General features: G+C 66.5%; 19 protein-coding genes and 1 pseudogene. 8 read left to right on the top strand and 12 right to left on the bottom strand.

The window, feature by feature from the left end:
• Complete coding sequence (locus QH168_RS18675; protein WP_280235985.1) at positions 1-864, top strand: helix-turn-helix transcriptional regulator; 864 nt, start codon at positions 1-3, stop codon at positions 862-864.
• A gap of 125 nt (positions 865-989) precedes the next feature.
• Positions 990-1,736, top strand: a complete 747-nt coding sequence (locus tag QH168_RS18670; RefSeq protein ID WP_280235983.1) for an SDR family NAD(P)-dependent oxidoreductase — start codon at positions 990-992, stop codon at positions 1,734-1,736.
• Positions 1,737-1,777: 41 nt separating this feature from the next.
• On the opposite strand, the gene QH168_RS18665 is transcribed toward QH168_RS18670, so the two are convergent.
• Complete coding sequence (locus QH168_RS18665; protein WP_280235981.1) at positions 1,778-2,359, bottom strand: DUF1772 domain-containing protein; 582 nt, start codon at positions 2,357-2,359, stop codon at positions 1,778-1,780.
• Between the two features lie 138 nt (positions 2,360-2,497).
• Between QH168_RS18665 and QH168_RS18660 the strand changes: the two genes are divergently transcribed.
• Complete coding sequence (locus tag QH168_RS18660; protein WP_280235980.1) at positions 2,498-3,388, top strand: LysR family transcriptional regulator; 891 nt, start codon at positions 2,498-2,500, stop codon at positions 3,386-3,388.
• 57 nt (positions 3,389-3,445) lie between these two features.
• Here QH168_RS18660 and QH168_RS18655 read toward each other — a convergent pair whose 3' ends face one another.
• Both QH168_RS18655 and QH168_RS18650 read right to left on the bottom strand, forming a co-directional pair.
• Positions 3,446-3,730 carry an NAD-dependent epimerase/dehydratase family protein gene (locus QH168_RS18655; RefSeq protein ID WP_280235979.1) on the bottom strand — a complete coding sequence of 95 codons (285 nt, stop codon included), beginning with the start codon at positions 3,728-3,730 and terminating at the stop codon, positions 3,446-3,448.
• Positions 3,731-4,030: 300 nt separating this feature from the next.
• Positions 4,031-4,948, bottom strand: a complete 918-nt coding sequence (locus tag QH168_RS18650; RefSeq protein WP_280235978.1) for an alpha/beta hydrolase — start codon at positions 4,946-4,948, stop codon at positions 4,031-4,033.
• Positions 4,949-5,093: 145 nt separating this feature from the next.
• Here QH168_RS18650 and QH168_RS18645 point away from each other — a divergent pair, with 145 nt between their 5' ends.
• Positions 5,094-6,056 carry an NAD-dependent epimerase/dehydratase family protein gene (locus QH168_RS18645; RefSeq protein WP_348537595.1) on the top strand — a complete coding sequence of 321 codons (963 nt, stop codon included), beginning with the start codon at positions 5,094-5,096 and terminating at the stop codon, positions 6,054-6,056.
• Positions 6,057-6,091: 35 nt separating this feature from the next.
• Here QH168_RS18645 and QH168_RS18640 read toward each other — a convergent pair whose 3' ends face one another.
• Positions 6,092-6,856 (bottom strand): GlxA family transcriptional regulator, encoded by a 765-nt coding sequence (locus QH168_RS18640; RefSeq protein WP_280235976.1) that lies wholly within the window; start codon positions 6,854-6,856, stop codon positions 6,092-6,094.
• Between the two features lie 388 nt (positions 6,857-7,244).
• Here QH168_RS18640 and QH168_RS18635 point away from each other — a divergent pair, with 388 nt between their 5' ends.
• Complete coding sequence (locus tag QH168_RS18635) at positions 7,245-8,219, top strand: alpha/beta hydrolase (RefSeq protein ID WP_280235974.1); 975 nt, start codon at positions 7,245-7,247, stop codon at positions 8,217-8,219.
• A 2-nt stretch (positions 8,220-8,221) separates the two neighbouring features.
• The gene (locus QH168_RS18630) at positions 8,222-8,905 is read left to right on the top strand and encodes a type 1 glutamine amidotransferase domain-containing protein (RefSeq protein ID WP_280235973.1); all 684 of its coding nucleotides are present in this window, start codon (positions 8,222-8,224) and stop codon (positions 8,903-8,905) included.
• 138 nt (positions 8,906-9,043) lie between these two features.
• Here QH168_RS18630 and QH168_RS18625 read toward each other — a convergent pair whose 3' ends face one another.
• From QH168_RS18625 to QH168_RS18615, 3 genes are all read right to left on the bottom strand, one after another.
• Positions 9,044-10,543: a tannase/feruloyl esterase family alpha/beta hydrolase gene (locus QH168_RS18625; RefSeq protein ID WP_280235971.1), complete on the bottom strand. Its 1,500-nt coding sequence runs from the start codon at positions 10,541-10,543 to the stop codon at positions 9,044-9,046.
• Between the two features lie 240 nt (positions 10,544-10,783).
• Complete coding sequence (locus QH168_RS18620; RefSeq protein ID WP_280235970.1) at positions 10,784-14,002, bottom strand: BTAD domain-containing putative transcriptional regulator; 3,219 nt, start codon at positions 14,000-14,002, stop codon at positions 10,784-10,786.
• 325 nt (positions 14,003-14,327) lie between these two features.
• The gene (locus QH168_RS18615; RefSeq protein WP_280236101.1) at positions 14,328-15,773 is read right to left on the bottom strand and encodes a DUF1254 domain-containing protein; all 1,446 of its coding nucleotides are present in this window, start codon (positions 15,771-15,773) and stop codon (positions 14,328-14,330) included.
• Between the two features lie 644 nt (positions 15,774-16,417).
• Here QH168_RS18615 and QH168_RS18610 point away from each other — a divergent pair.
• Entirely contained in the window at positions 16,418-17,041 is a 624-nt protein-coding gene (locus QH168_RS18610; RefSeq protein WP_280236100.1) for a TetR/AcrR family transcriptional regulator, read from the top strand.
• 4 nt (positions 17,042-17,045) lie between these two features.
• Here the strand turns inward: QH168_RS18610 and QH168_RS27590 are convergent.
• Positions 17,046-17,534, bottom strand: a pseudogene (locus QH168_RS27590) (DUF4158 domain-containing protein); the annotation flags it as partial.
• Between the two features lie 197 nt (positions 17,535-17,731).
• The gene (locus QH168_RS18600) at positions 17,732-18,592 is read right to left on the bottom strand and encodes an alpha/beta fold hydrolase (RefSeq protein ID WP_280235969.1); all 861 of its coding nucleotides are present in this window, start codon (positions 18,590-18,592) and stop codon (positions 17,732-17,734) included.
• A gap of 547 nt (positions 18,593-19,139) precedes the next feature.
• On the opposite strand from QH168_RS18600, the gene QH168_RS18595 reads away from it, so the two are divergent.
• A complete protein-coding gene (locus tag QH168_RS18595; protein ID WP_280235968.1) occupies positions 19,140-19,769 on the top strand; it encodes a maleylpyruvate isomerase family mycothiol-dependent enzyme in 630 nt (209 codons plus the stop codon).
• Positions 19,770-20,135: 366 nt separating this feature from the next.
• On the opposite strand, the gene QH168_RS18590 is transcribed toward QH168_RS18595, so the two are convergent.
• The 3 genes from QH168_RS18590 to QH168_RS18580 form a co-directional block, all read right to left on the bottom strand.
• Positions 20,136-20,612, bottom strand: a complete 477-nt coding sequence (locus QH168_RS18590; RefSeq protein WP_280235966.1) for a hypothetical protein — start codon at positions 20,610-20,612, stop codon at positions 20,136-20,138.
• Positions 20,613-20,747: 135 nt separating this feature from the next.
• Entirely contained in the window at positions 20,748-21,206 is a 459-nt protein-coding gene (locus tag QH168_RS18585; RefSeq protein WP_280235965.1) for a hypothetical protein, read from the bottom strand.
• Positions 21,207-21,308: 102 nt separating this feature from the next.
• Positions 21,309-22,307, bottom strand: a complete 999-nt coding sequence (locus QH168_RS18580) for a site-specific integrase (protein ID WP_280235964.1) — start codon at positions 22,305-22,307, stop codon at positions 21,309-21,311.
• Positions 22,308-22,757: the final 450 nt, after the last annotated feature.

Here is a 22,757-nt window from a genome sequence, read left to right as displayed (position 1 = left end):
ATGCGGCTCAATACCCTCCCCGCCGAGGCGCGGGCTCGACGCAGCGCCGAGATGAAGGAGTTCCTCCGGTCGCGGCGAGCCAGGGTGTCGCCGGGCGACGCCGGTATGGCAGCCGGCGCCGCCAGTGGTCGCCGCACCCCGGGCCTGCGGCGTGAAGAAGTCGCGGTGCTCGCCGGTGTCGGCGTGTCCTGGTACACGTGGCTGGAGCAGGGCCGCGAGATCAACGTATCCGGGGATGTGCTGGATGCGATCGCCCGCGTGCTGCGTTTGGATGCTGCCGAGCGTGAACACCTCTACCTGCTGGCCGGGCTGAACCCGCCGCATCCCGTCCCGGCGGTGCGTCGGGCGTCGGCGGAACTGCGTGACCTCATCAATTCATGGTTGCCGCGCCCGGCCTATCTGCTGGACAGACATTGGAACCTGGTGGTCGTCAACCGGGCCGCCGAGCTGGTGTTCGGATACCGAGAGGACGACCACAACTGCCTGGTCACCTTCTTCACCAGCGCCCGCTACCGGTCTTCGCTGTGCCACTGGAACGATGCCGCACGCGCGATCGTCGCCCAGTTCCGTGCGGACGCGGCGCGGTATCCGGACGACCCGGAATTCGGCCGGCTCGCGATGGACATGTGTTCGGTCAGTGCGGAGTTCGCCGAGATCTGGGCCGAGCACGAGGTCCGTAACACCGCGACCGGTACGAAAGTCGTCACCCATGCCGAGGTCGGCGAACTCGTCTTCGGCTACACCACCCTGACGCTTCCCGAGCTTCCCGGCCACCGTCTGCTGCTGCACACACCGGCCGCGGGCACCGAGACCGGGGAGCGGTTGGTCGCCCTGCTCAGCGCGACCGCAGAACAGCCCGGCTGATGGTTGCGGCCGAACACCGGTGATCGCGGGGCGCCCTCGCCGAGCCCGGACGCGAGGGTGGTGTTGTCGGACCCAGGTTCATCGCGCACTGCTGAGTTCCCGCCGTTCCGCACAGGATCAGTGGCATGCAACGATTCACCAACCGCACAGTCCTGATCACCGGCGGCACCTCGGGTATGGGCCTGGCCACCGCCCGCCGCCTCCTCGACGAAGGCGCCTACGTCGCCATCACCGGACGCGACGACGCCCGTTTGCAGCGGGCCGCCGCCGAACTCGACGCCGGACCACGCATCCTGACCGTCCGCGCCGATGTGTCGAACCCGCACGATGTGGATGCCCTGATGGGCCGCATCCAGACCTGGCGCGGCAGCCTCGACGCGGTTTTCGCCAACGCGGGCACCGGCATCTTCAAACCCAGCACCGAGCTGACCGAGGCCGATATCGACCAGTCTGTCGACGTCAACGTCAAGGGCGTGTTCTTCACCGTCCAGAAGGCGCTCCCGCTGCTGAAGGAAGGCAGCGCGATCGTCCTCAACGCCTCCTGGACCCTGTACCGGGGCCTGCCCGTCGCCTCGATCTACTCGGCGACCAAGGCCGCCGTGCACAATCTGGCCCGCACCCTCGGCTCGGAGCTGGCACCGCGCGGTATCCGCGTCAACTCCGTCAGCCCCGGCTACATCGACACCGCCATGTACCGCAACGCCACCGCCGACTCGGCCACCGACGCCGCTCAGGTCCCGCTCGGTACCATCGGCCACGCCGCCGAAGTCGCCGCCGCCGTGGCCTTCCTCGCCTCCGATGACGCCTCCTACATCACCGGCCAGGACCTGATCGTCGACGGCGGCCTGGTCGGTTCGTTCCCGAACAGGTGATCCGACGCCGTGGCTCCGGGACCTTCGCGGCGACGGGGCGATCACCGAACCGCCCACTGTGGCTGGGACACGGTCAGCTGATCGGCGCCGTGCCCTCCGAGGGCATGGCGATCAATGGTGAAGCCGTTCCGTTCGCCGCCGTAGCCGATCAGCGCCCAGACAAGGCAAGCGAAGGCGGCGGTGTGCAGGGCCGCGCGGACCATATTCCACGCTACCCAGGATGATTCGAAGTCCGTGCGCACCGTCGTCGGATCGGGGAGGGCGTCGGCGCTACCCGCCGCGGCGAGCTTGTCGTTCAGTGGAACGTTCACCCCGCCGGTGACGACGAAGGCGATCAGATAGAGCACGGTGGCGGCGACTATCCAGATCAGCACACTGCGTCCGGTACCACGCCAGGCGAGCGTCGCGGCGAGTATCAGCAGCGGAACAGACCCCGCGAAGGGAATCATGAAGGCAGGATTGAGAATCGCCGAATTGATGTGCTGCATCGCTTCGACAAATGTGCGATCCGACGATCGGTGCAGGCCGGGCATGACCGAATAGGCGAATGCGGTGAACAGCCCGGCCATCAGTCCGGTGGTGACAGTGGCGACGAGCAGGGTGAGGGTTTGGACGGTATGCACCGGTCCGCCCTCCTTTCGTGGATGAGCTGGGACGGTTGCTTCTGCCATGACCGCAGCATGCCGGGGGTGCCAGTAGTCGAACAACGACGTAACACGTAACGTTCGATAACGCTGGAGTCATGTCGGGAGCGCGCGGTTATGGAACTGAGGGATGTCGAGATCTTCTTGACGCTGGCCGAGGAGCTGCATTTCGGTCGGACCGCCGCCCGCCTGCACGTCACCCAGGCCAGGGTCAGCCAAGCCATCAAACAGCAGGAACGTCGTATCGGCGGACTACTGTTCGATCGGTCCAGCCGGCGCAACGTCCGTCTGACACCGCTCGGTGAACAACTGCGTGACGATCTGGGCCCGCATTTCTCGGGCATGCACGCCGGTTTCGATCGCGCCAGGCAGGCCGCGCAGGGGATCAAGGCCGTGCTGCGGATCGGCGTGATCAACAGCAACCATTACGAGCTGAGGCCATTCTTCGATGCGTTCCGAGCCCGGCACCGGCAGTGGGGTGTGCGGGTGCGGCACGCACCGTTCATCGACCTTTTCGGCGGTCTACGCCGTGGCGAGATGGACGTGCTGATCGCGCCATTGCCGGTCGACGAGCCCGATCTCACCACCGGACCGATCCTTTTCACCGAGCCGCGGGTGATCCTTTCCGCCTCGGATCACCATCTCGCCCGGCGGGATTGCGCCTCGGTGGAGGATCTCGCGGATTTCCAGGTGTTGACCGGTCGCACCGTCGAGCCCGAATACTGCGAGGAGGTGTTCATTCCCTTCGCGACGCCGCGCGGCCGGACGATCGAGCGCGGGGACCAGCGCGTCACCAACCTCGACGAGATCTGTGCCGAGGTGGCCTCCGGCGACCATGTCATGATGCTCGGCGCTCATGTCGGGCGGTTCCACAGCCGTCCGGATATCGCCTACATCCCGGTTCGGGACGCGCCGACCATGCGGTGGGCAATGGTGTGGCGCAACGAATCCGAGGCGATCCACGCCCTCGCCGCCGTCGCCCACGATCTGGGCGCCATGACTCTGTGAAGCCCATCCACCCGAAGCGGCGTGCACCTCATTCGCCGAATAGGCGGCTCACCGTTTTCACTCGACCGGTTCGGCCCGCACCGTTTCGTACATCTCGCCGACCGCACGCCTACAGTCGTCGAGCCCGTATCCGAGCAGTGCGGTCTCGGCGGGATTCGGCCGGTAGCTGATCACGTTGCCGCGGCCCTGCACGATGAACTCGTCGGGCAGGAGCGGATGCTGTTCATCGCGTTCGTCGAGTGGTCGACGTGCCGCCACCGTGACGTCATTGCCTTGCTCGCGCAGATGCAGCGCCGTATGGGCGCCGATCATGCCGGTACCGCCGACGATCAGAATCTTCATGAAAACCCTTTCAACTGTGGAGATCACCCAGTGCGTGGACCGAACGTCGCTCGGTCCAGGTCGAAGACGGTTCCCACCACGGCATGCAGGGTGGCGCGAGTGCGGCCGAGCGTGCGGCAGGTCTCCTCGATCAAGGGTCGAGGGGGCGGTTCGTCCAGCCGCCCGACGCGCGCGGCACCCACCCGACCGCACGCCGTCCGACCAACAACGGACCGGGAGTCGCGACCGCAGGATGTGGCATAGGACCATCTCACCCACCGGGAGGGCTGGGCGGGAACTCTTCTCCCGGTGGGCGGGAGGTCAGAGTCCCGGATCGAGGCGTCCGCTCAGCCATGTCTCGATGTCATCGAGTGCGGCCTTCGCCATCGGAGTCGGGTGTCCGGTGAACCCGTGCGGCGCACCGGGATAGACGCGGAGGTCGACCTCGGCACCGGAGGCCGACAGCCGGGTAGCCATGGCGAGGTTGTCTTCGAGTAGTACGTCGTGCTCACCGACGACCATGAGGGTGGCAGGCAGGTCGGTGAGTCGGGCGTAGATCGGCGAGATATCGGGGTGGGTGCGGTCGGGGACCGCCCCAGCGTATGCCTCGAGGAAATATTCGTCGGCGATCAGACGTCCGGCCGGTGTCCGGGCGCTCAGGTCGTAGGTGCCGAATTGCAGTACCGCGCAGTCGAATGCGTTGATCCCTCGGTCGCGCAGGCGCAGCAGTGTCGTCATCGCCAGCGTCGAACCCGCCGAGAAACCACCGATGGCGAGTTTCGCGGTGCCATAACGCTGTTCGGCGTGCTCGATCAGCCAGAGTGCCGCGGTTTCGCAATCGTCGGGCGCTGCCGGCCACGGATGTTCCGGTGCGAGCCGATAGTCCACGCTCACCACCGCGATCCCGAGGGCGTCCGCGAGTCGCCGGTTCCGGACGTCGCTGTCGGCGGCCGAGCCCATGTAGAACCCGCCCCCATGGATCTCCAGGAACACTCCGTTCGCCAGCCCACTCGTGGGAGCGTGAACCCGCACCGCGACGCTACGGCCATCGGCAACAGCCAGCTCCCCAACCGCCGGCGGCTCCACCGGCGCGGGCTTACCGGCACCGGCCCGCACCGCGCGCAGCTCCTCGAAACCGCTCGGACCGCGTCCCGCTGCGCGCTGCTCATAGAACGCCCGTGACTCGTCGACGAGAAGCCGCAGGCGAGGGTCGATCAGATCGGTCAATCCGAGTCGCATGGACACTCACCGTACCCACAGTCGCCGTGACCCATCGCTCTGATCGACACCGCTCCTGCCGCGTACGGGAGTCGTGTGTGACCGAAAATAGTGTGACTGTGTCGCTGGGCACCATAATGTTTATGGCGCTTACATTGGTGTTAGGGTGAGGTCTTGTCACGTGCCGGCAATCGAAAGGCTTCCTCCCGTGCAAACGATCCTCGGAGCAAACGGGCAGATCGGAACAGAGCTCGCTCATGAGCTCCATCGGCGGTTCACCACAGATATCAGGCTGGTGAGTCGTAACCCCGAACGGCTGCACGACACCGACGAGCTGGTCGCGGCCGACCTCATGGACGCCGAGCAGACCGCAGCGGCGGTCGCGGGTAGCGAGATCGTGTACCTGACCGTCGGGCTGCCGCCGGACGCGAAGCTGTGGGCGGACCAGCTCCCGGTGATGATGGAGAACACGATCGCGGCGTGCGAGAAGCACGGGGCCAAGCTCGTGTTCTTCGACAACACGTACATGTATCCGATGACCAGCGACCCGCAGACCGAGCAGACACGATTCGCCCCGGTCGGGAGCAAGGCGCGCACCCGCGCGAGGATGGCGACGATGCTGCTGGAGGCGATGGCAGCCGGCCGGGTCGAGGCTGTCATCTGTCGCGCACCGGAGTTCTATGGCCCGGGTAAGACGCAGAGCTTCACCAACGCGTTGGTGTTCGACTCGATCGCGGCGGGCAAGAAGGCCCGTGTTCCGTTGCGCGACGACACGCTGCGGACCTGGATCTGGACGCCGGACGCCAGTCGCGCCATGGCCCTGATCGGTAACACGCCGTCGGCCTACAACCAGACCTGGCATCTGCCGTGCGACGACAACCGTGTGACATATCGCGGGCTGATAGAGCTGGCCTCCGCGTCCTGGGGCCGCAAGATCGACTACTCGATCATGAAGCGGCCCGCGTTCTTCGTCGCTCGGCTGTTCAATCAGGGGGTGCGCGAACTGTGGGAGCTGCTCCCGCGTTACGAGGTGGACAATGTCTTCGTCTCGGACAAATTCAAGCGGGCCTTCCCGGAATTCCGGGTCACGACCTACGCCGAAGGCGTGGCCGCCATCCAGGCCGGCTGAGCCGGGCGACTCACTGTGGCGGTCGGCTGGATCGCCTACGTCGGCCCTGCCGATCGCTGCGCGAGTCCGATCGGAGCGGAGGGAGTCTGCACACTCGGCGCCCGGAATTTGCGCCGGTATTCGGCCGGTGTCAAACCTGTCGAGCGGCGGACGAGTTTTCGTAATGTCGAGGTGTCGGCGTATCCGAGTGACTGTGCGATGCGTTCCAGTGTGTGGTCGGTGACCGCAAGGTCGTGCATCGCTCGTTCCAGTCGTGTCGCTTGGAGATATTCGGTGACCGACATTCCCGTGGCTTTCGAGAAACGTCGCTGCAATGTTCGTGGATGAATGTTCACCGCACGCGCGAGGTCGTCCACCGAGAGCTGGTGACTCAATTCCGTCTGAATTCTTTCCTGCACCAGAAGTACTTCGGTATCGGCGTGTCTGCGGGACGGAATCAGATCCATATAGGGGATCTGCTGCTGCCGCGGTGCATCGGCGATCATGAATCTCGACGTGCGCAGCATGACGCTCGGTCCGAGAATGGATTCCACCAAGGACAGCCCGAGATCCACCCATGCCATGATTCCGGCCGCGGTGATCACGTCACCGTCGTCGATCACCATGCGTGTCACATCGAGGTCGACCAGGGGGAAGCGGCGAGCGAACTGGTCGGCGAAAGCCCAGTGTGTTGTCGCAGGTCGGTGGTCCAGGACGCCGGTCTCGGCGAGCACGAAGACGCCGGCGCACAGGGCGCCGAGGGCTGCTCCTTCGGCTCGGAGCCCCAGCGCCCACTTCCGTAGCGAGTTGAAGGACTCCATGTGCTCCGGCTCCACCAGACTCGGTGGGAAGATGACGTGGGTCGGCCGATGTGGCCGGCCCGGACGGGAATCGTAGGTACATCCGACATCGGATTCGCCGGCTTCCCAATGGCTTACTCTCACATGACCGTTCGGATTTCCCAGTAGGTCCGCCTGTTCACCGGCCACTCGAAATATATCGGTCAACCCGAATATCGCTGCCAGCTGGCAGCGGGGATAGGCCACGAGCGCGATTTCGATTTCACTCGCAGTGGTGTCGCGATTGCCCCACAACGTGTCGTGTGCGCCCATGGTTGCAATGTTAGCGGTTGTCTACCGTGGGTCACGGGCAATGACCCGAGCGTGGCGTCGGACCGCGATGCCTCGACCGACCAGAGAGGAAAAATCGATGTCGAATCCTGATTCGCCGATCACCCCGTACCTGGAGGGCCCGGCTCGCGAGCTGGCAGAGGCCACCGATCCCCATCCTCGAATCTATGAGGTGCCGCCGGAGCAGGGCCGCAAGATTCTGTCCGATCTCCAGGCCGACCAGAGCGTGCCGCGACCCGATGTCGACGAGGAGTGGGTGGAGGTCGACGCGGGCCGGTGGGGGAAGGTGCGCACCCGCATCATCCGGCCGAAGGGTGCACAGGGCCCGCTGCCGGTGGTGTTCTATATCCACGGCGCGGGTTGGGTTTTCGGTGACGAGCACACCCATGACCGGCTGTTTCGCGAGCTGGCCGTCGGCGCGGGCGCCGCGGGCGTCTTCCCCGTGTACGACTGGGCGCCGGAGCACAAATACCCCACCCAGGTCGAGCAGAACTACGCGGTCGGCCAGTGGGTGCTCGAGCATGGGAGCGAGCACGGCCTCGACACCTCGCGCGTGGCCGTCACCGGTGAATCCGTCGGCGGGTGTATGTCCGCGGTCTTCTCGCTGATGAACAAGGACCGCGGCGGTATCGACCTGAAGGCGCAGGTGCTGCTGTACCCCGTCACCGCCGCCGATTTCGACACCCCGTCCTATCACCAGTTCGCCGAGCACTACTACCTCACCCGCGACGGCATGAAGTGGTTCTGGGACGCTTACACCACCGACCCGAACCAGCGTCGTGAGCCGTACGCCTCCCCACTCGAGGCCAGCATCGAGCAGTTGCGCGGTCTGCCACCCACCCTGGTGATCACCGCCGAGGCCGATGTGCTGCGCGATGGTGGTGAACTGCTGACCAACAAGCTGCGCGAGGCGGGAGTCGACGTCACCGGCGTGCGGATCAGCGGCACCGTGCACGACTTCATGCTCCTCGACAGCCTGCGCGACACGCCGGCGACCAAGGTGGCGCGCACACTGGCAGTCGACGCGCTGCGCAAGGCCCTGAACCCGGAGTAACCATGACCAAGCGCATCTTGAACGTCGTCACCAACGTCGGACAGTTCGACGACCCGTCACACCCCACCGGACTGTGGCTCTCCGAACTCACCCACGCCTGGCATGTCTTCGAGCAGCACGGTTTCGAGCAGACCTTGGTCAGCCCGGCGGGTGGACACTGCCCGCTGGAACCGCGGGCTCTGAAGTTTCCGAACTACGACAAGACCGCGAAGGCCTGGCGTGCCGATCCGGCACGGATGGCATTGCTGGACAACACCGCACATCCCGACGACCTCGACTCGGCGGACTACGACGCGATCTACTTCACCGGTGGTCATGCGGTGATGTACGACTTCCCCGACAGTGCGGGCCTACAGCGCATCACCCGCGAGATCTACGAACGCGGCGCCATCGTCTCCTCGGTGTGCCACGGCTATTGCGGTCTGCTCAACACCACGCTCTCCGACGGGAGCCTGCTCGTCGCGGGCAAGAAGCTCACCGGCTTCGCCTGGCAGGAGGAGGTGCTGGCACGGGTGGACAAACTCGTCCCCTATGACGCCGAGGAAGAGATGAAGAAGCGTGGCGCCCTGTACACGAAGGCCAAGCTGCCGTTCGTCTCCTACGCCGTGGTCGATGGCAACCTGGTGACCGGTCAGAATCCCGGTTCGGCGAAGGAAACGGCGAAGAAGGTCGCCGCTCTGCTCTGAGACGCGGGAAGCCGAGGGTGCTCCAGTCGCCTCGTAAGCCCTCGACATAGCGTCAATAATTCCATGCCGCCGCGTTCGCCTGACGGCTCGGTCCGGGCCCGGCCGTGCCTCGATGCCACGACAACTTGCGTCCTGTTTTCAGCCTGCCGTCGGGCCGGGCATGTCGTGGAGGTAGGTGCCCAGCCAGTCGATCGCGTCGGGGAGCGCGGTCGAGGGCTGGGCGGGGAGGAAGTTCGTGGCGTCATCGATGCTGCCGTCGCCGTCGTAGGCCGCGATCAGGGGATGCGGGAATACGGGGCGGGTGCGGGTTATCGCGCCGTGCTCGTCGCGACCAGTCGCGACGAGGCGGTCGGGGGCCAGGTCGCCTTCGACCCACTCGACCAGTGCGGCGATGGGGTCGAACTCGGTGAGACGGGAGCCGCCGGTGCAGTGATACATCGAAGGAACCATGAAAAGCCGTGCCCAGGGATTTGTTTCATCGGCGCCACCCATGCGTTGTGTCATGCGATGGTAGTAGTCGACGGTTGCGGTGGGCGGCAGGTCCTGGTCTGCCCAGCCGTGCCAGAGGATGAGTTTGCCGCCCGCGTCACGGAATTCGGTGAGGTCCAGACTCATGGCGTTGCCCTTGACGCCTTCGGCCGTCAGCCGACGCAGTTCGTCCTCCGTGAACGCGAGTTCGGCGACCGAGGAGTGCCGGGTACCGATCGGATAGCCGACGTAGCGGAGGTAGTTGTCGGCAACGCTGTAGGACAGGGAAGTGCCGAGTCCCGGGGTGGGAGTGATAAATCCGGACCAGGCGAGTTCGCTGCCGTAAGGCTGGCCGCCGGGGTACAGGAGGCGGCCCTTTTCATCCGTCGGGCCTGCGTACAGCGCTCGGGTTGCGATGACCTGTTGCTGTGTCAGGCAATTCGCATCGTCTATGCCGGGTGGGCAGGTGAGCACGGCGGGATCGAAATGGCAGGCCCGTGGGTCATCGATTTGGTCGTCGGTGAGGCCGTCGAGGGGATCGCAGGCCGTGAGGACAGCTCGATGCAGTGCCGGGAGCTTGTCGTCGGTGAGAACGGGCGTTCCATCCGCGCGGAGGTTGATTCGGGCGCGCCAGGTTTCGGACACGCCGCCCAACGGCCCGAGGTAGTTGACCGGGTCGCCGGCGATGATCCCGTCGAAATCGTGCGGGTAACGCTGGGCCAGCAATAGCCCTTCGCGGCCACCGTTGGAACAACCACTGAAGTACGCCCGAGTCGGCGGTGCTCCGTAGTAGGCCGCGATGAGACGCTTGGATACCTCGGATACGACGTGGGGGGCGCGGAAGAACCAGTCGTCGCGGGCTGCCTGATCATCCCGCCCGAAAATACCCTGCGTCGCCGCGCTTTCGAGAAGGTGGCCGTCGTCGGTGGTGGCGACGGCGAAGTCCCCGGTGGTCGCGGGCGCGCAGTCGGGTGCGGCCGGTTCCTCCAATCGTCCGCAGAATCCGAAGCAGCCGTGCTGTAGGTATCGCCCGTTGAAGGTAGTCGTGGGCAGTTCGAGGCGGAAGCGTACGGCGGGCTCGACGATTCCGCGGATGTCGCATCGCTCGGGCTTGTCGCCATCCGCTGCCACCGTTGTCGCCGCGGTGACCTGGGTGGCTGCGCCCGGCACGTCGTACTCACCGATCAGTTCCTCGCAACGTGGCGGGACGGTCGCGTTCGTGGAGGCGGGTACGAGTGTCGCGGTCGCCGCCAGGAGGGCGAGGACGGAGAACGTGGGGAATCGCATGGTCATACGCTCGGTGTCCGGTATGACATATCGGCCACATCGTAGTGACACCGGACCGCGAGTCTCGGATGGGCACGGCGGCGGCCCGGGATCGTCCGGGTGAGCGCGGACCCGGCGCTCTGATCAGCCGCTCTCGACAGCCCGGCGCAAGGTGGCGAATATCGTGGCACGGGGCATCGTGCGCCCCTGTCCATACGCGTCGGCGAAGTCCGCCGCACCGAGACGTTGCCCGGCGGCAGCAAACGCGGCGGAACCGGAATGAGGACGGGCGTCGTCCCATCCGCGTAGGCCCGCCGCCGCGCCCAGGAGCTCCGCCGCCGCCGTGGCTTCCCCCTCGGCGAGAGTGAGTTCGGCCAATTTCTCGGACACGGCGGCGATCGTCCCGGGGTGCCCCGAACGGATCGCGAGATCGACCGCGGCGCGCAGACGGTCCCGCGCAGCCGAGTTGTCGTTCTCGCGCAGCGCCATATCCGCCAACGCGGAATGCACGAGCGCGGATGTCGCGGCGTGGGCCGGGACGGCGGACTGGTGGCCGTCCTGCTGCCACCCGGACAGTGCCTCCTCGTACCGGCGCCGAGCCCGCGTAACATCTCCGGACTCGGCGGCGAGGAGTCCGAGTCCGAACGCCGCCCAGGTGAACGCAGCGGCGTGCCCGTGCTCGCGGGCGAGATCGAGTGCCCGGGTGAGTTCGACGTGGGCGCCACGATGATCGCCGGCGTGCATGAGCTGGTGCCCGATCTGCGCCGACAGCTCCGGAGCATCCTTGGCGGCACCGAGCGCGGTGAGATGACCCAGCGCTTCCCGAAACCGGTCCGCGGCCGCAACTGGTTCGCCGGCGGCGGCGTGTACCTTGGCCACTCCCTGAGCGGCCGCCCACATTCCCCAGCGGTCACCCAATTGCTGGAAATCGCTTCGTGCTCTGCGGAAATGACGTCCGGCCGTGGCGATGTCGCCGGTCGCGTCATCGATGAATCCGTGGAAGAGCCGGGCGACGGCCCGGGTCCAGGTGTCATCGGCATCGAACAGTCGGGTGAGTTCGTCGCGGGCGCTGTCGATCTGCGCGTCAGCTTGTGCCACGATCACCGGCAACAGCGCCAGCAGGGGGTGTCCGGTGCCGCCGCGGTGGGCCCGGGCGACATCGATACTTCGGTGGGCGGCAACGGGTTCCGCCTGGCCGAAACCGACGACGACCAGCGTGTGTGCGGCCGCCACAAGAGCTCGCTCGTTGCCGCAGCGCTCGTCGTCCAGCTCCAGCACCGCCTCGACGAGTGCGAAATCGTAGCCCGCGCCCTGGAGGATCCAGTACCACAGCAGGGCCGCGCAGAGCCTGGTCGCGAGGACCGCGTTCTGGTCCTCGAGGAGATTGCGGAGTGCGGACAACAGATCGGGGTGCGCGGCCCGTAGGGTCCGCAGAGCGTGCAGCTGGTTCCCGGTGCGCAGGCGGGGCTCCTCGGCTTCCGCGATCGCGAGCCAGTGCCGGGCGTGTGCCGCCCGGACGTCCGTCGCCTCACCGCTGTCGAGTAGCTGTTGCGCGCCGTAGATGCGCAACGTGTCGAGCATGCGGTAGCCCATCTCGGTGGCCGGGGGTTCGGGTGGCACCGCAACGATCACGGACTTGTCGACAAGGCCGCGCAGGGCATCGAGAATCGCGGCCGACGGCAGCCCGTTGTCGTGCCCATGGTCCGCGCAGACCACCTCGACCGCCGGTAGGGCAACGGTGCTGCGAAATATCGAGAACCGCCGAGCCAGCACACGTTCCGGCTCGGCGAGGGTCTGCCAGCTCGACTCCACCACCGCGCGAAGTGTGCTGTGCCGGGCGGGTGTGCCGCGGTTCGCCGTGGTGAGCATGTGGAGCCGGTCGTCGAGCCGGGCAGCGATCTGCTCCGGGGTCAGCACCCGGAACTGCGCGGCGGCGAGCTCGAGAGCCAGCGGCAGCCCGTCGAGTCGCCGGCAGATGTCGATGACGGCTCCGACATTGGCGTCGGTGACGGCGAAGTCGGGCCGAACAGCTCTCGCCCGCTCGATCAGGAGCCGGACCGCCGGATACCCCTGCGCCTCCGCGGCGGACGCGCCCGCGGGCGGCAAGCCCAGGGGTGGCAGGGTGTAGCGGATCTCGCCCGCGATACCGAGGGGTTCACGGCTCGTGGCAATGAACCGCAGTCCGGGACATGTCGCGAGGAGATGTGCGGTGAATTCGGCGGCCGCGTCGATGAGATGGTCGCAGTTGTCCAGCACCAGTAGCGCCCGCCGCAGTCGCAACACCTCGGCCACCGCCGCGAGACTCGAAGTGGCGGAATCGGTTCCAGCGGGTGCGCCGGGAGCATGCGCGTCCAGAGCCAGCAGGATCTGCCGGCACAGATCGTCCGGGCTGTCCAACGGTGCGAGTTCGATCAGGTGTGCATCGTCGAGATCGGCTGTGAGTGCAAGTGCGATTCGTGTCTTACCCGCACCGCCGGGGCCGGTGACGGTGACGAGACGGTTGGTATCGACTGCCGCGCGCAGGGCAGCCAGGTCGCTGTCCCGGCCTATCAGATCGGGTACCGGAATGATGGCGCGCTCCGGTGGTTTCGGGTTCGGTGCGATGTGGGTGCGGGGAACGAGATCCGGATCCTGCCGAAGGATTGCCATATGCAGCTCGGATAGTTCGGGGGATGGGTCGGCGCCCAACTCCTCACTCAATGCCGTCCGCACCCGCTCGAACACCGCCAGGGCGTCCGCCTGTCGCCCGGTGACGTACCGTACCCGCATCAGCTGTGCTTGCAGCCGTTCCCGCAGTGGATGTTCCGCAGCCAGCCGCTCCACATCGGCGCAGACCTCCGCATGCCGCCCCAACGCCAGTTCGGCGGCGATACGGTGCTCGGCGGCCTGCACCCGGAGCTCGGACAAGCGATCGGCGGCCAGCGCCGCGAAGGGCGGATCGCCGAGTCCGCTCAGTGGTGTACCGCGCCAGAGTGCCTCGGCGTCGCCGAGGATTCGCGCTGCCGCGTGCGGCCGTCCCTCGGCGAGTTCGCCGCGGCCGACGGTGACCAGACGCTCGAAACGTAACGCGTCGACGTCCGCCTCGGCGACCAGCAGCCGGTAGCCGCCGGGTTCGGAGCGCAGAAGTGTGTTTCCATCGGGAAGCGCTCGCCGCAGACGGGACACGAGCCGCGACAGGGCGTTGGGCGCGCCCTCGGGCGCCAGTTCGCCCCACAGGTCGGCGATGAGTGTCTCGGCGCCGACCGTCCGTCCGGTGTCCAGAGACAACCGTGCCGTCAGCGACCGCAATCGGGACCCGCTGATGTCTACCGGTTCGTCCGCGTGGGTCGTAACCCGCAATGACCCCAGCACACCTATCCGCACATCGAACAGTTTCGCAGGTCCGCGCGCGGGCCAGAGCTGGCGTCACCGATCTGTGGCCTGGTCTTCGGCGGTGGCCTTATCAGCGCGCCATTGGCTGTGCACTCCAGCACATCGGTGTGGATCCAGTCGGTCTCGCGGGGGATGCGGATCCTTGTACGCAGGCACAGCCCCTCCTTGGGGTTCCGGGCTGGCAGGAACCGGTATCCGGGTAGTCGGAATTCGGATGCGTTGGACCTGGCTCCATCGGTGAACCGTCGATCGTCGGAGAGTCTTCGACGCCGGCGTCGGCGGGCGCCGTCATGATCGGACGGGATAGAAGCGGCGCTCAGTTGGTCTTGTCGATGGGGGGAAGGTACTTGCCGAGGGCCGCGGGATCCTTGGCGTCGCCGGCGGGGAGGTAGAGGCGGTAGTTCAACCGGAACAGTCCGCTGGGCGGGGACGGCAACCAGTTGCTCTCATGGCCTGCGGGTGGTTCGTTCTGAATGTAGATATCGAGCGATCCGTCGGGGTTCTTGGTCAGGCCCGGGGTGCGGTCTCCGATGGAGTATCGGTTGATCGAGTTCTTGACCAGCTGAAAGTCCGCCCCGTACATGGTGATCGACCAGAATCCGTTGGGCAGGGTGGGTGGGAGCTGGTCGGCGTTGAAATGCAGGACGTACTTCCGGGTCCCGTCGAGCAGGTTCGCGTCGCCGTCCTCGTAGGTGCTGAAGTATTCGGCCTCGTCGCGATCGTGAACGAACAGACCCTCGAGCGCCCCGGCGGCGCGATCGAAGTAGTTGACCCCGTAGTTGCCCGGCTCGAGGTTGTTCCAACGCGTCGGGTACGGCGCACCGCGGTACTTCACCTTCCACGACATGATCTGCGGGCCCTCTTTCGCCGCCCGCGTCAAGCCCTTTCGCATCGGTTCGCTCAGGGCATTGATGTCCATGGGTTCGCCGAGGGTGATTCCGCCGCGACGGAATAGTTCGATGGCCGCCTCGTTGCCCGGAGCAGGTGGGTTCTCCGCGGCCAGATCGGCGACCGTCTGAAAGAACGCCAGATCGCCCTGGTAGTTCGGGCGCTTGCCCAGATCGGGCACTGTCACCTGGCCGTGCTTGGCCGGATCGCTCCAGTTCGACAACGCGGTCGTGGTGAACTTCTCCTGTAGTGCGTTGACTTCGGCGAGATCGGTGGCGTCGCCGGGCAGCACGCCGATCCGGATCGCCATCATCACGCTGTTGTTCGGCATGCGGTGTTCGATCACCCCGGGCGGCAATTCGCCGTGCCAGTTCGGTCCGACGAAGGCATGATCTCCGCCCTTGCCGCCGGTCGCGCGGGTACCGAGGTAGAGCACATTGTTGGTGTAGGTGTCCGCGACCTGGACCGACCAGTAGCGGTCCATGATGTCCGGGGCGGTAAGGATCATCGGCTCATCGCGGAGTTCGAGCCCTGCGCCGCTGTAGACGGTGTCGTTGTTCGGCGTGTACGGCATGCGAACGTCCGCGGTGGCAAGAGTTTTCATGTGGCCGATCTGGTTGAGCGGAGCAGCCTGCGCGTACGCCTTGGCCTTCTCCAACGCCACCGGATCCATCCGCAGTTTGCGCTCGCGCTCGAGGATTGTCAGCGGGAGACCGAACACGTAGTTCTGGATGCCGACCGAATAGGCCCATTCCTCCTCGGCCTTCGCATCCGCCGCACGAGTGTCCGAACCTGTCGGTGTGCTGCTGCCTTCCTGGCCGTCCGTGCCGGTCGCGCATCCCAGCAAGATCAGAGATACGCCGGCCAACAGCATTGGCACTCGAATAATCCCTGGTAGTCGTCGCAATGAACTGAGCAAGCCTTCACATCCTTTACGTAGGCGCCGACGTTTACGTCGGATCGCTGAGACAGAGCAATCAGTGGTGCCTCGGGTGTCCGCTCGAACCGGACGTCAGCTGGCGCCTGCCCCAAGGGAATCGGGGCAAGCCACCGGGCGGAACCGGAGCTACTCGGCGATTGTGGCGCGGAAGGGTCCGCCGATGCCGTTGAAGAGCAGGTCGCCGTTGGGGGAGTGCTTCGATGATGGCGTAGGCGCCGTTGCCGAGATCGGATTGGCCGAAGATGGTGCGGTGCACGGTTTCTCCGGTCTTCCAGTCCAGGCCCGTGACTTCCCAGCCGTCAGTCTCGCCATCAGCCGCATGTTCCTGGTAGTCGAGTCCGCTTGTCGGGCCGGACCGCGGACTCCATTGATCCGAGCGCGCCACATGGCTCAGGCGGGGGTTGGCGGTCGCCGCAGCCGCGACCACTGTCGTGATCGGGATCCGACGGCGCTCGAGAATATCCATGGCCTTCCCTTCGGTCCGGGATAGAGACTCGCACAAAATGTCAGTTATGACAATCGTCAGGGCTGACATTTTATGGCCGCGGAGGAACGATCGGACCGCTATCGTGATGACGGTGAGCGAGCAGACCAGCCATCGGGAACGAAAGAAGGCCGCCACGCGCGAGGCGCTGCGAATGGCCGCGACCCGGCTGTTCGCCGACCGCGGGTACGCCGCGACCACCGTGCGGGAGATCGCCGACCAAGCCGGGGTGACCGAGCGGACCTTCTTTCGGTATTTCGCCGGCAAGGAGGAACTGTTGGTGGACGACATCATCGATGACCTGCCGGTGTTCACTGCGGCGATCCGTGCCCGACCGGGCGACGAGAAGCCTCTGACCGCGATCGAGCGGGCGGCGCTTGCCGCCGTTGAACGCGCCCCGGACGACTCCGGGACACCCAGCGCATTGTGGCTGTTTCTGCAAGGCCCGCCCCGCACGCAGCTCGGCCGCTCGGCGCGGTCACTGCTGGTCCAGTTCGAATCGGCCATCGCCGATGCCTTGCGAGACCGGTTGCACCGCAACGGGACTGCACCCGACGACGTGGACTACACAGCCGACCTGGCCGCCCGCACCGCTGTCGCAGTGCTGCGCACCGCCTTGATCCGCGAATGGGAGCTGCGCACCCGGGACACCACGAACCCCCCTGATCTCCCCGCACTGGTGCGACAGGCATTCGCCCTGTTACCGGCGCTTCGCTGACGTACGGATCGCGACGTTCCAGCGCCTGCGGGGTCAACCGACGCCTCATTGTGGCCAGGAACCGGCGCCGCTCGGCGGGCAGCACCGACATATCGAGGCGGTCCGCGCCCAGATCGCGGAGGAACGCCAGCTTGTCGACTTCGGCGCGCACCGGCCGTCCGCCACCCCGGGTACTGGGCGACCAGCCGCAGGTGATCGGTGCGGGTCTGGGCGCGGCGGCCGTAGGAACGGATCTCGGTACCGTCGACCCGCAACTGGTCAGCCGGGCGCGCTACCGCGACCGGTGGGCGGTTACCACGAACCCCAACCACGGCAACGTGCACAACGCGATCGCGATCCCGAGCCGATCTGCCGGACCACGCCCGCGACCAGGATCGACGAACGCCAGATCCGCCGGTGACAGCGTGGAGAACCGGAACAACTCCTCACGGCCGATCTCCGGGAACTCCCGCAGACGAGCCAACTCCTCATCCGCGAACACCCGCGTCGCCACGAACCCGACCTCCCAGACCAGTCAATAGCGTTGGGAGCCAAGCCAACAGCAATCAACCACCGGCGCAGGCTGAACCCGGTCTCACAAGCGATCGGCTACCGGCTTCGCATATCCGTTGGTTTTTCGGCGGTTATACCGGAACCCCTCCTTGGCTCGAATGCGCGGGCCGGGCCGGTGATCGGCCCGACCCGTGAGCATCAGTTCTCGGTCGGCGCGCCGTTGCGTGCCTGTAGTATCCGCACCCGGTCGGCTACCATCTCGGGCACCAGCGCCTCCACATGGTGGGTGCAGTCGACCGTTTCGAACCGCCCATCCGGCAGCTGGTCGATGTATTCGCGCTGGGCGGCCTGGATGTCGGCGTGGTGAGGCGCCGTCGACTTGGTGACCCGATCGGCCGATAGCAGCATGACCGGGCAGTGCGGTGGTTCCGGCGGTTTTTGCCGCAGGCGTGCGACCGAATCCGCGAGAGCCGCCCATTCCCGCCGCGCCTGCTGGACTCCGCGTGGTACGGCATCCTCTTCGACGATGGTCCGGAAGGTATCCGGCGGAAAGCATTTCATGGCGGAGGCAACCACCGGCCGCAGTGGCGGGATCCGGGTCAGCCACTGTGCCATGACCAGCGGCCGATCCGCGACTCGCAGGATTGCGTCGATATCGTCGTAGGCATGAGCCCGCTCCGGAAAGGGATCCAGCAGCAGCAGTCCGTCCAGCCTGTCCCGCAGCGCGGGCGCCGCCAGCCGGGCGATCACGCCGCCGTAGCTGTGTGCCACCAGCACCAGCCGATTCGGCACCAACTGTTCGACGAGCGCGACCAGATCTGCGGCGTGCTGTTCGACGCTCAGTGGCCGATCCAGCGGTGCACTGCGCCCGAGCCCGATCCGGTCGTAGGTGATCAGCCGCGTATCGTCGCTCGGCAGCAGCGGCACAACTCGGTCCCAGCAGACCCGTGAACTCCATAGCCCGCCCTCGAAAACGACATACTGCCCGCCGCGACCCGATTCCTCGACGTACAGCTCGTGACCGTTCACCGTGATGTGTCGTCCCGGCATATTCCGCATGGCCGTCAACTTCCTGTAGTAGGTGCGGCGACCAGATTCCCTCCCCGCCTTGACATACCGATGACATCTCGATGACAGCGGTTCCTCGAACCGACCAGCACTGATGAAGACATCACCAACGGTGTTGTTGCGCAGTTCGGACAGCCAGGGCCTGGATCGCCGCCTGACCTCCGGAAACCACCGCCCCACCCCTGCGGTGGCACGCCTGCACGACTACATCGCCACTCACGCCATCGGCCACATCGGCCAAGCCCTTCGGCACGCACGTGCCGATCCGCGATACGTAGAACTCCCTCGAGACTTGCGGTGTGAGGTGTTCGAGCGGCGAACGGCGACCACTTGTTTGCCGTTGCATGTGAGTCGACGCCTCACCGACCCCGACCTCTCCAGTGGGACGTCGCATCAGTCGAATCTGACATCGGGATCAACCTCAACATACTGTTTGTGGCCAGATCGGTCACCGCAGCATGCGTGTAGACGAGTGTTGGACGCCCAGCCGCGGTATGGAATGCTTGAGAAGTTTGATGCATCGCAGGAGGGCACACTGATGGTCACCGTCAACACCTTCGCTCGCCGGGAACGAATCGAGTTCGCGGAGCTGCTGGAAGGGCTGGCGCCGGAACAGTGGAGCATGCCCAGCCTGTGCGAGGGTTGGGCCGTTCGCGACGTGGTGGCCCATACGATCGCCTATCTCGGGCAGAGCCGAGCCCGTTTGTCCATTAACATGCTCCGCACACGACTCGACGTCGATCGACTCAATGCGAGGGGACTCCGAGGCTATGATGCGCTGGAACCCGAACAGCTCGTCGCGTTGATGCGTCAGGGAATTGAACCTTCCGGTGCGGCGGCGCTCTACGGTGGCCGAGTGGCACTGATCGAGTGCCTCATCCATCAGCAGGACGTACGCCGACCGCTCGGCCAACTCAGAACCATCGCTGAAGAACGCCTGCGGGTTTCGCTCGACTATGCCCGCATCAGTCCGGTCATAGGGGGCGCGCGCCGCACACGCGGTGTACGGCTGTGTGCCACGGATATGGACTGGTCCGCTGGCCGCGGTCCCGAGGTACGCGGATCCGGCGAGGCGCTGCTGCTGGCGATGACGGGAAGGGGCGCAGCGGTTGTCAGCGAACTCGATGGTGAAGGCGTGGCGCATCTGGACTCGCCCTTGACCAGCTGATCGAGTGTTCATGCTGCCAGCGGATGCGGTTCGCCGGTCATTGCGGTGAGAGCCTGAGCGACTTCCTCAAGGTTCGCGCGTATGTACGTGACGGTTTGCCCTGTACGGCAGTCCGGATCAGCATGTCCGGCGTAGGCACGAGCAACGGCGTATCCGAAGTTGCGCTCGACCCAGGTGAGCGTGGTGTGGCGTAGCCAATGCGTGGACACGCCCTGCGCGGCCACCCACGGCAGGCGTCCACCGACCCGCGCCCCAGCTGGTCGTAGCGGCGGTAGGTCAGCGGTCGGCCGTCGCGGTAGCGCAGCAGATCGGCACCGGGACGGCGCGCACCACGCTGCTCGGTGTGCGCGGACAGCGCCTGCGCCATCAGCGGCTGATCGGCTGCCTCCGCCGCAAACCGCCCTTCTCCCGCAGCCGCAGCAGCCATTCGCCGGTGTCGAGATCGTCCACCCGCAGCGTGAGTGCGCCGCCGCGTCGGCAGGCGGTCTCGGTGTGCAGCCGCAGCAGTAGTGCGTCGAGGGCGGGATCGTTGCCGGTGGTGCGGGCCACCGCGTCGATCCGGGTGAGTTCGGCCGTGGTGAGCGCACGCCGCACACCGGGCAGGCGACGCGGCTTGGCCACGCGGTGGGCCGGACTGGCTCCGGGCGGCAGCAGGTCGTTGGCGATGGCCCGGGTGTAGACCGCCCGCGCCGTCGCGATCAAGTGCTCGCGCGCGGACCGGCCACCGCAGCCGGTGCGTCGGACCCGCGCGTCGGCGGCGACGCGCCGGGAGAGTTCCTCGATCTCGGTGGCGGTGATCGCATCCAGTCGCGGGTGTCCCAGGCGACGAGAATGTGATTCCAATACGATCCGTATGCCTTACGTGCGCCGGGCCCGGTCGCAGCCACCACACGCGGCAGATACTCGCCCAGAGTCGGCAGCGGCCCGCGCCGATCGAGCCGGCCGGTCACGAGCCCGGCAAGCACAGTGAAATCGGGGTCAGGGTAGGACATCGTCGGTCTCCGTTCCGTCGAGGTGGTCGAGCAGCAGTGCGACGACGGCGTGGGCGGGACGAACGATCAGCAACCAGCGCGACGGTACCGCCAGCACCACGATCACGGTCTCGATTCCGGCGCTGCGCCGCAGCGGCGCGTGCAACGTCAGCTCACCGCGGTCACCGAGACAGAAGGCGCCGGCCGCATCTGCGGTCACCGACAGCGCGGAGCCGTTGAGTCCCACCGTGATCCGGTCTCCGGGCTGCCAACCCAGCAACCGCAGCAGCGGGCGGGCGAAGAAGCGGCCGGTCCGGTCCAGATGCGCGACCGCGAGCGCACCGTCACATGCCGGGTCGGTGGGCGCAGGCGACAGCGCCGGAAGGACCGGCCGCACCGGAGGTGGTTGCCGCAGGAATCCCGGCACCAGCGCGGGTACCGGATCGGATCGAGGCACGGGCTTCATCCCGGCCACCCGCCCAATGGGCGGGTGGCCGATGTCGTCTGCGGGGTATCGGTGGAATTCCACCGGTTTCGGTGTTCGGAGGAGGATCTGACACCTCAGGCCTTACCGCAGCATGGGAGAGTGCTGTAGCAACCTCGGCGATGGTCGCAGGCGTGTAGATCCCGGTGGGGCCGGTTCCAGTTTGGCTGTGGCGGGCGAACTCTTGAGTGACCGCCGTGCCGTAGCGGCGTTCGACCCAGGTGATAGTTGTGTGGCGGAACCGATGGATGGAGATCCCGTCGCTGCGGACCCACTGAAGCTGCCGGCCAAGTCGTTCGAACAGATAGTTGTATCTGCGTCGCGTGATGGGTTTGCCCCGCCGGTACGCAGCAACTGTTCGGTGGCAGTGCCGCCACTCTCCTCGGCGTGGCAGTACAGTGCACGCATCAGGGTCGGTGAGACCGGCTGCCACAGCTGGGTTTCACCCTTTTCGCGCAGCAGAATCAGCGACTGCACCGGGTCGAGATCTTGTGGCCGGAGCGCCAAAGCACCCGCGCGTCGGCAAGCGGTCTCGGAGTGTAGCCGCAGCAACAGGGTGTCGAGTTCGGGATCGTTGCCGGTGGATGCCGCGACATCCACGATTTGGGCGAGCAGGTCCGAGGTGAGGGCCCTTCGGTTGGAGCGGGTGCGTTTGGGCTTGTCCAGGCGCGCCGCCGGGTTATCTCTCGGGTCGATGAGCCGGCTGTCCTCGGCGTGTTTGTAGAGGCGGCGCAGTGCGTCGACGACGTGGCGGACGACGTCGCGTCCGCCACGGTCGCTGCGCCGGATGATGCGGGCTGCGCGAATCTGTTCGCATAACATGCGAAGCTCAGCCGCGGTGGGTTCGTCCAGTCGGCGGTCGGCCCACCCGGGCTGGTCGAGGATCTTGTCCCAGTAGGTGCGGTAGTGCTCGCGGGTGCGGCCCTCGGGCATGCCGGCCAGAACGGCGGGAATGTGGTCTGCGAATGTCGGTACAACGCGAGCGGGATGGCGGGCACCGGTGAGATCGCCGGCGGTGAGCCCGAGTCGTTCCATCATCATCTGCACGGCAGCGATATCGGCGTTGGTGTCGGCGGCAGTCATCGCGGTGCTCCTTCGGCGAAGCGGCGGCTGAGGATTTCGTCGAGTACGGCTGCGGGATAGACGACCAGTAGCTGCTGGTCGGGGTCGGCGGCCAGCAGCACGCGTTCGCGCATACGGATGCCGACGGCCCGACGCTGTGCGGAGGGTAGTGCGATGTGGCCGTGTTTGGTGATGCCCGTTTACCGAATCCGGGCCGGGTGATCAGAATCAGCCCACCGCCAACGCGCCAGGACAGCAGATCGCCGGGGCTCCAGCCCAGCGCCCGGACGGCGGACTTGTCGACCACGCGGCCGCTGGCATCGACGGGACGGATGCTGTGCACCGCGGTCGACCGAGGGGGCGCCTCTACCTGCCCCAGCGGCAGCGCCGGCCCCGGCGGCCGCTGGCCATCCAGGCCGGATGGGAGCCGGTGTGCGAAGGCGGGGAGGGCTGTGAGAAATGTGTCATCGG

Origin of the sequence: Nocardia cyriacigeorgica (genome assembly GCF_029868385.1) — a bacterium.
GTDB classification, from domain to species: Bacteria; Actinomycetota; Actinomycetes; order Mycobacteriales; family Mycobacteriaceae; genus Nocardia; species Nocardia cyriacigeorgica_F.
The sequence above is the reverse complement of the archived record's forward strand: the minus strand, read 5'-3'. Positions and strand labels throughout refer to the sequence as shown.

Bases quoted from the DNA above. Each gene is read 5' to 3' on its own strand.
- QH168_RS18670 (WP_280235983.1), top strand. From the start codon at position 990: ATGCAACGATTCACCAACCGCACAGTCCTGATCACCGGCGGCACCTCG.
- QH168_RS18635 (WP_280235974.1), top strand. From the start codon at position 7,245: ATGTCGAATCCTGATTCGCCGATCACCCCGTACCTGGAGGGCCCGGCT.
- QH168_RS18580 (WP_280235964.1), bottom strand. From the start codon at position 22,307: ATGACTGCCGCCGACACCAACGCCGATATCGCTGCCGTGCAGATGATG.
- QH168_RS18660 (WP_280235980.1), top strand. From the start codon at position 2,498: ATGGAACTGAGGGATGTCGAGATCTTCTTGACGCTGGCCGAGGAGCTG.
- QH168_RS18595 (WP_280235968.1), top strand. From the start codon at position 19,140: ATGGTCACCGTCAACACCTTCGCTCGCCGGGAACGAATCGAGTTCGCG.
- QH168_RS18640 (WP_280235976.1), bottom strand. From the start codon at position 6,856: ATGGAGTCCTTCAACTCGCTACGGAAGTGGGCGCTGGGGCTCCGAGCC.
- QH168_RS18615 (WP_280236101.1), bottom strand. From the start codon at position 15,773: ATGCTGTTGGCCGGCGTATCTCTGATCTTGCTGGGATGCGCGACCGGC.
- QH168_RS18675 (WP_280235985.1), top strand. From the start codon at position 1: ATGCGGCTCAATACCCTCCCCGCCGAGGCGCGGGCTCGACGCAGCGCC.
- QH168_RS18630 (WP_280235973.1), top strand. From the start codon at position 8,222: ATGACCAAGCGCATCTTGAACGTCGTCACCAACGTCGGACAGTTCGAC.
- QH168_RS18600 (WP_280235969.1), bottom strand. From the start codon at position 18,592: ATGCGGAATATGCCGGGACGACACATCACGGTGAACGGTCACGAGCTG.
- QH168_RS18655 (WP_280235979.1), bottom strand. From the start codon at position 3,730: ATGAAGATTCTGATCGTCGGCGGTACCGGCATGATCGGCGCCCATACG.
- QH168_RS18650 (WP_280235978.1), bottom strand. From the start codon at position 4,948: ATGCGACTCGGATTGACCGATCTGATCGACCCTCGCCTGCGGCTTCTC.
- QH168_RS18585 (WP_280235965.1), bottom strand. From the start codon at position 21,206: ATGAAGCCCGTGCCTCGATCCGATCCGGTACCCGCGCTGGTGCCGGGA.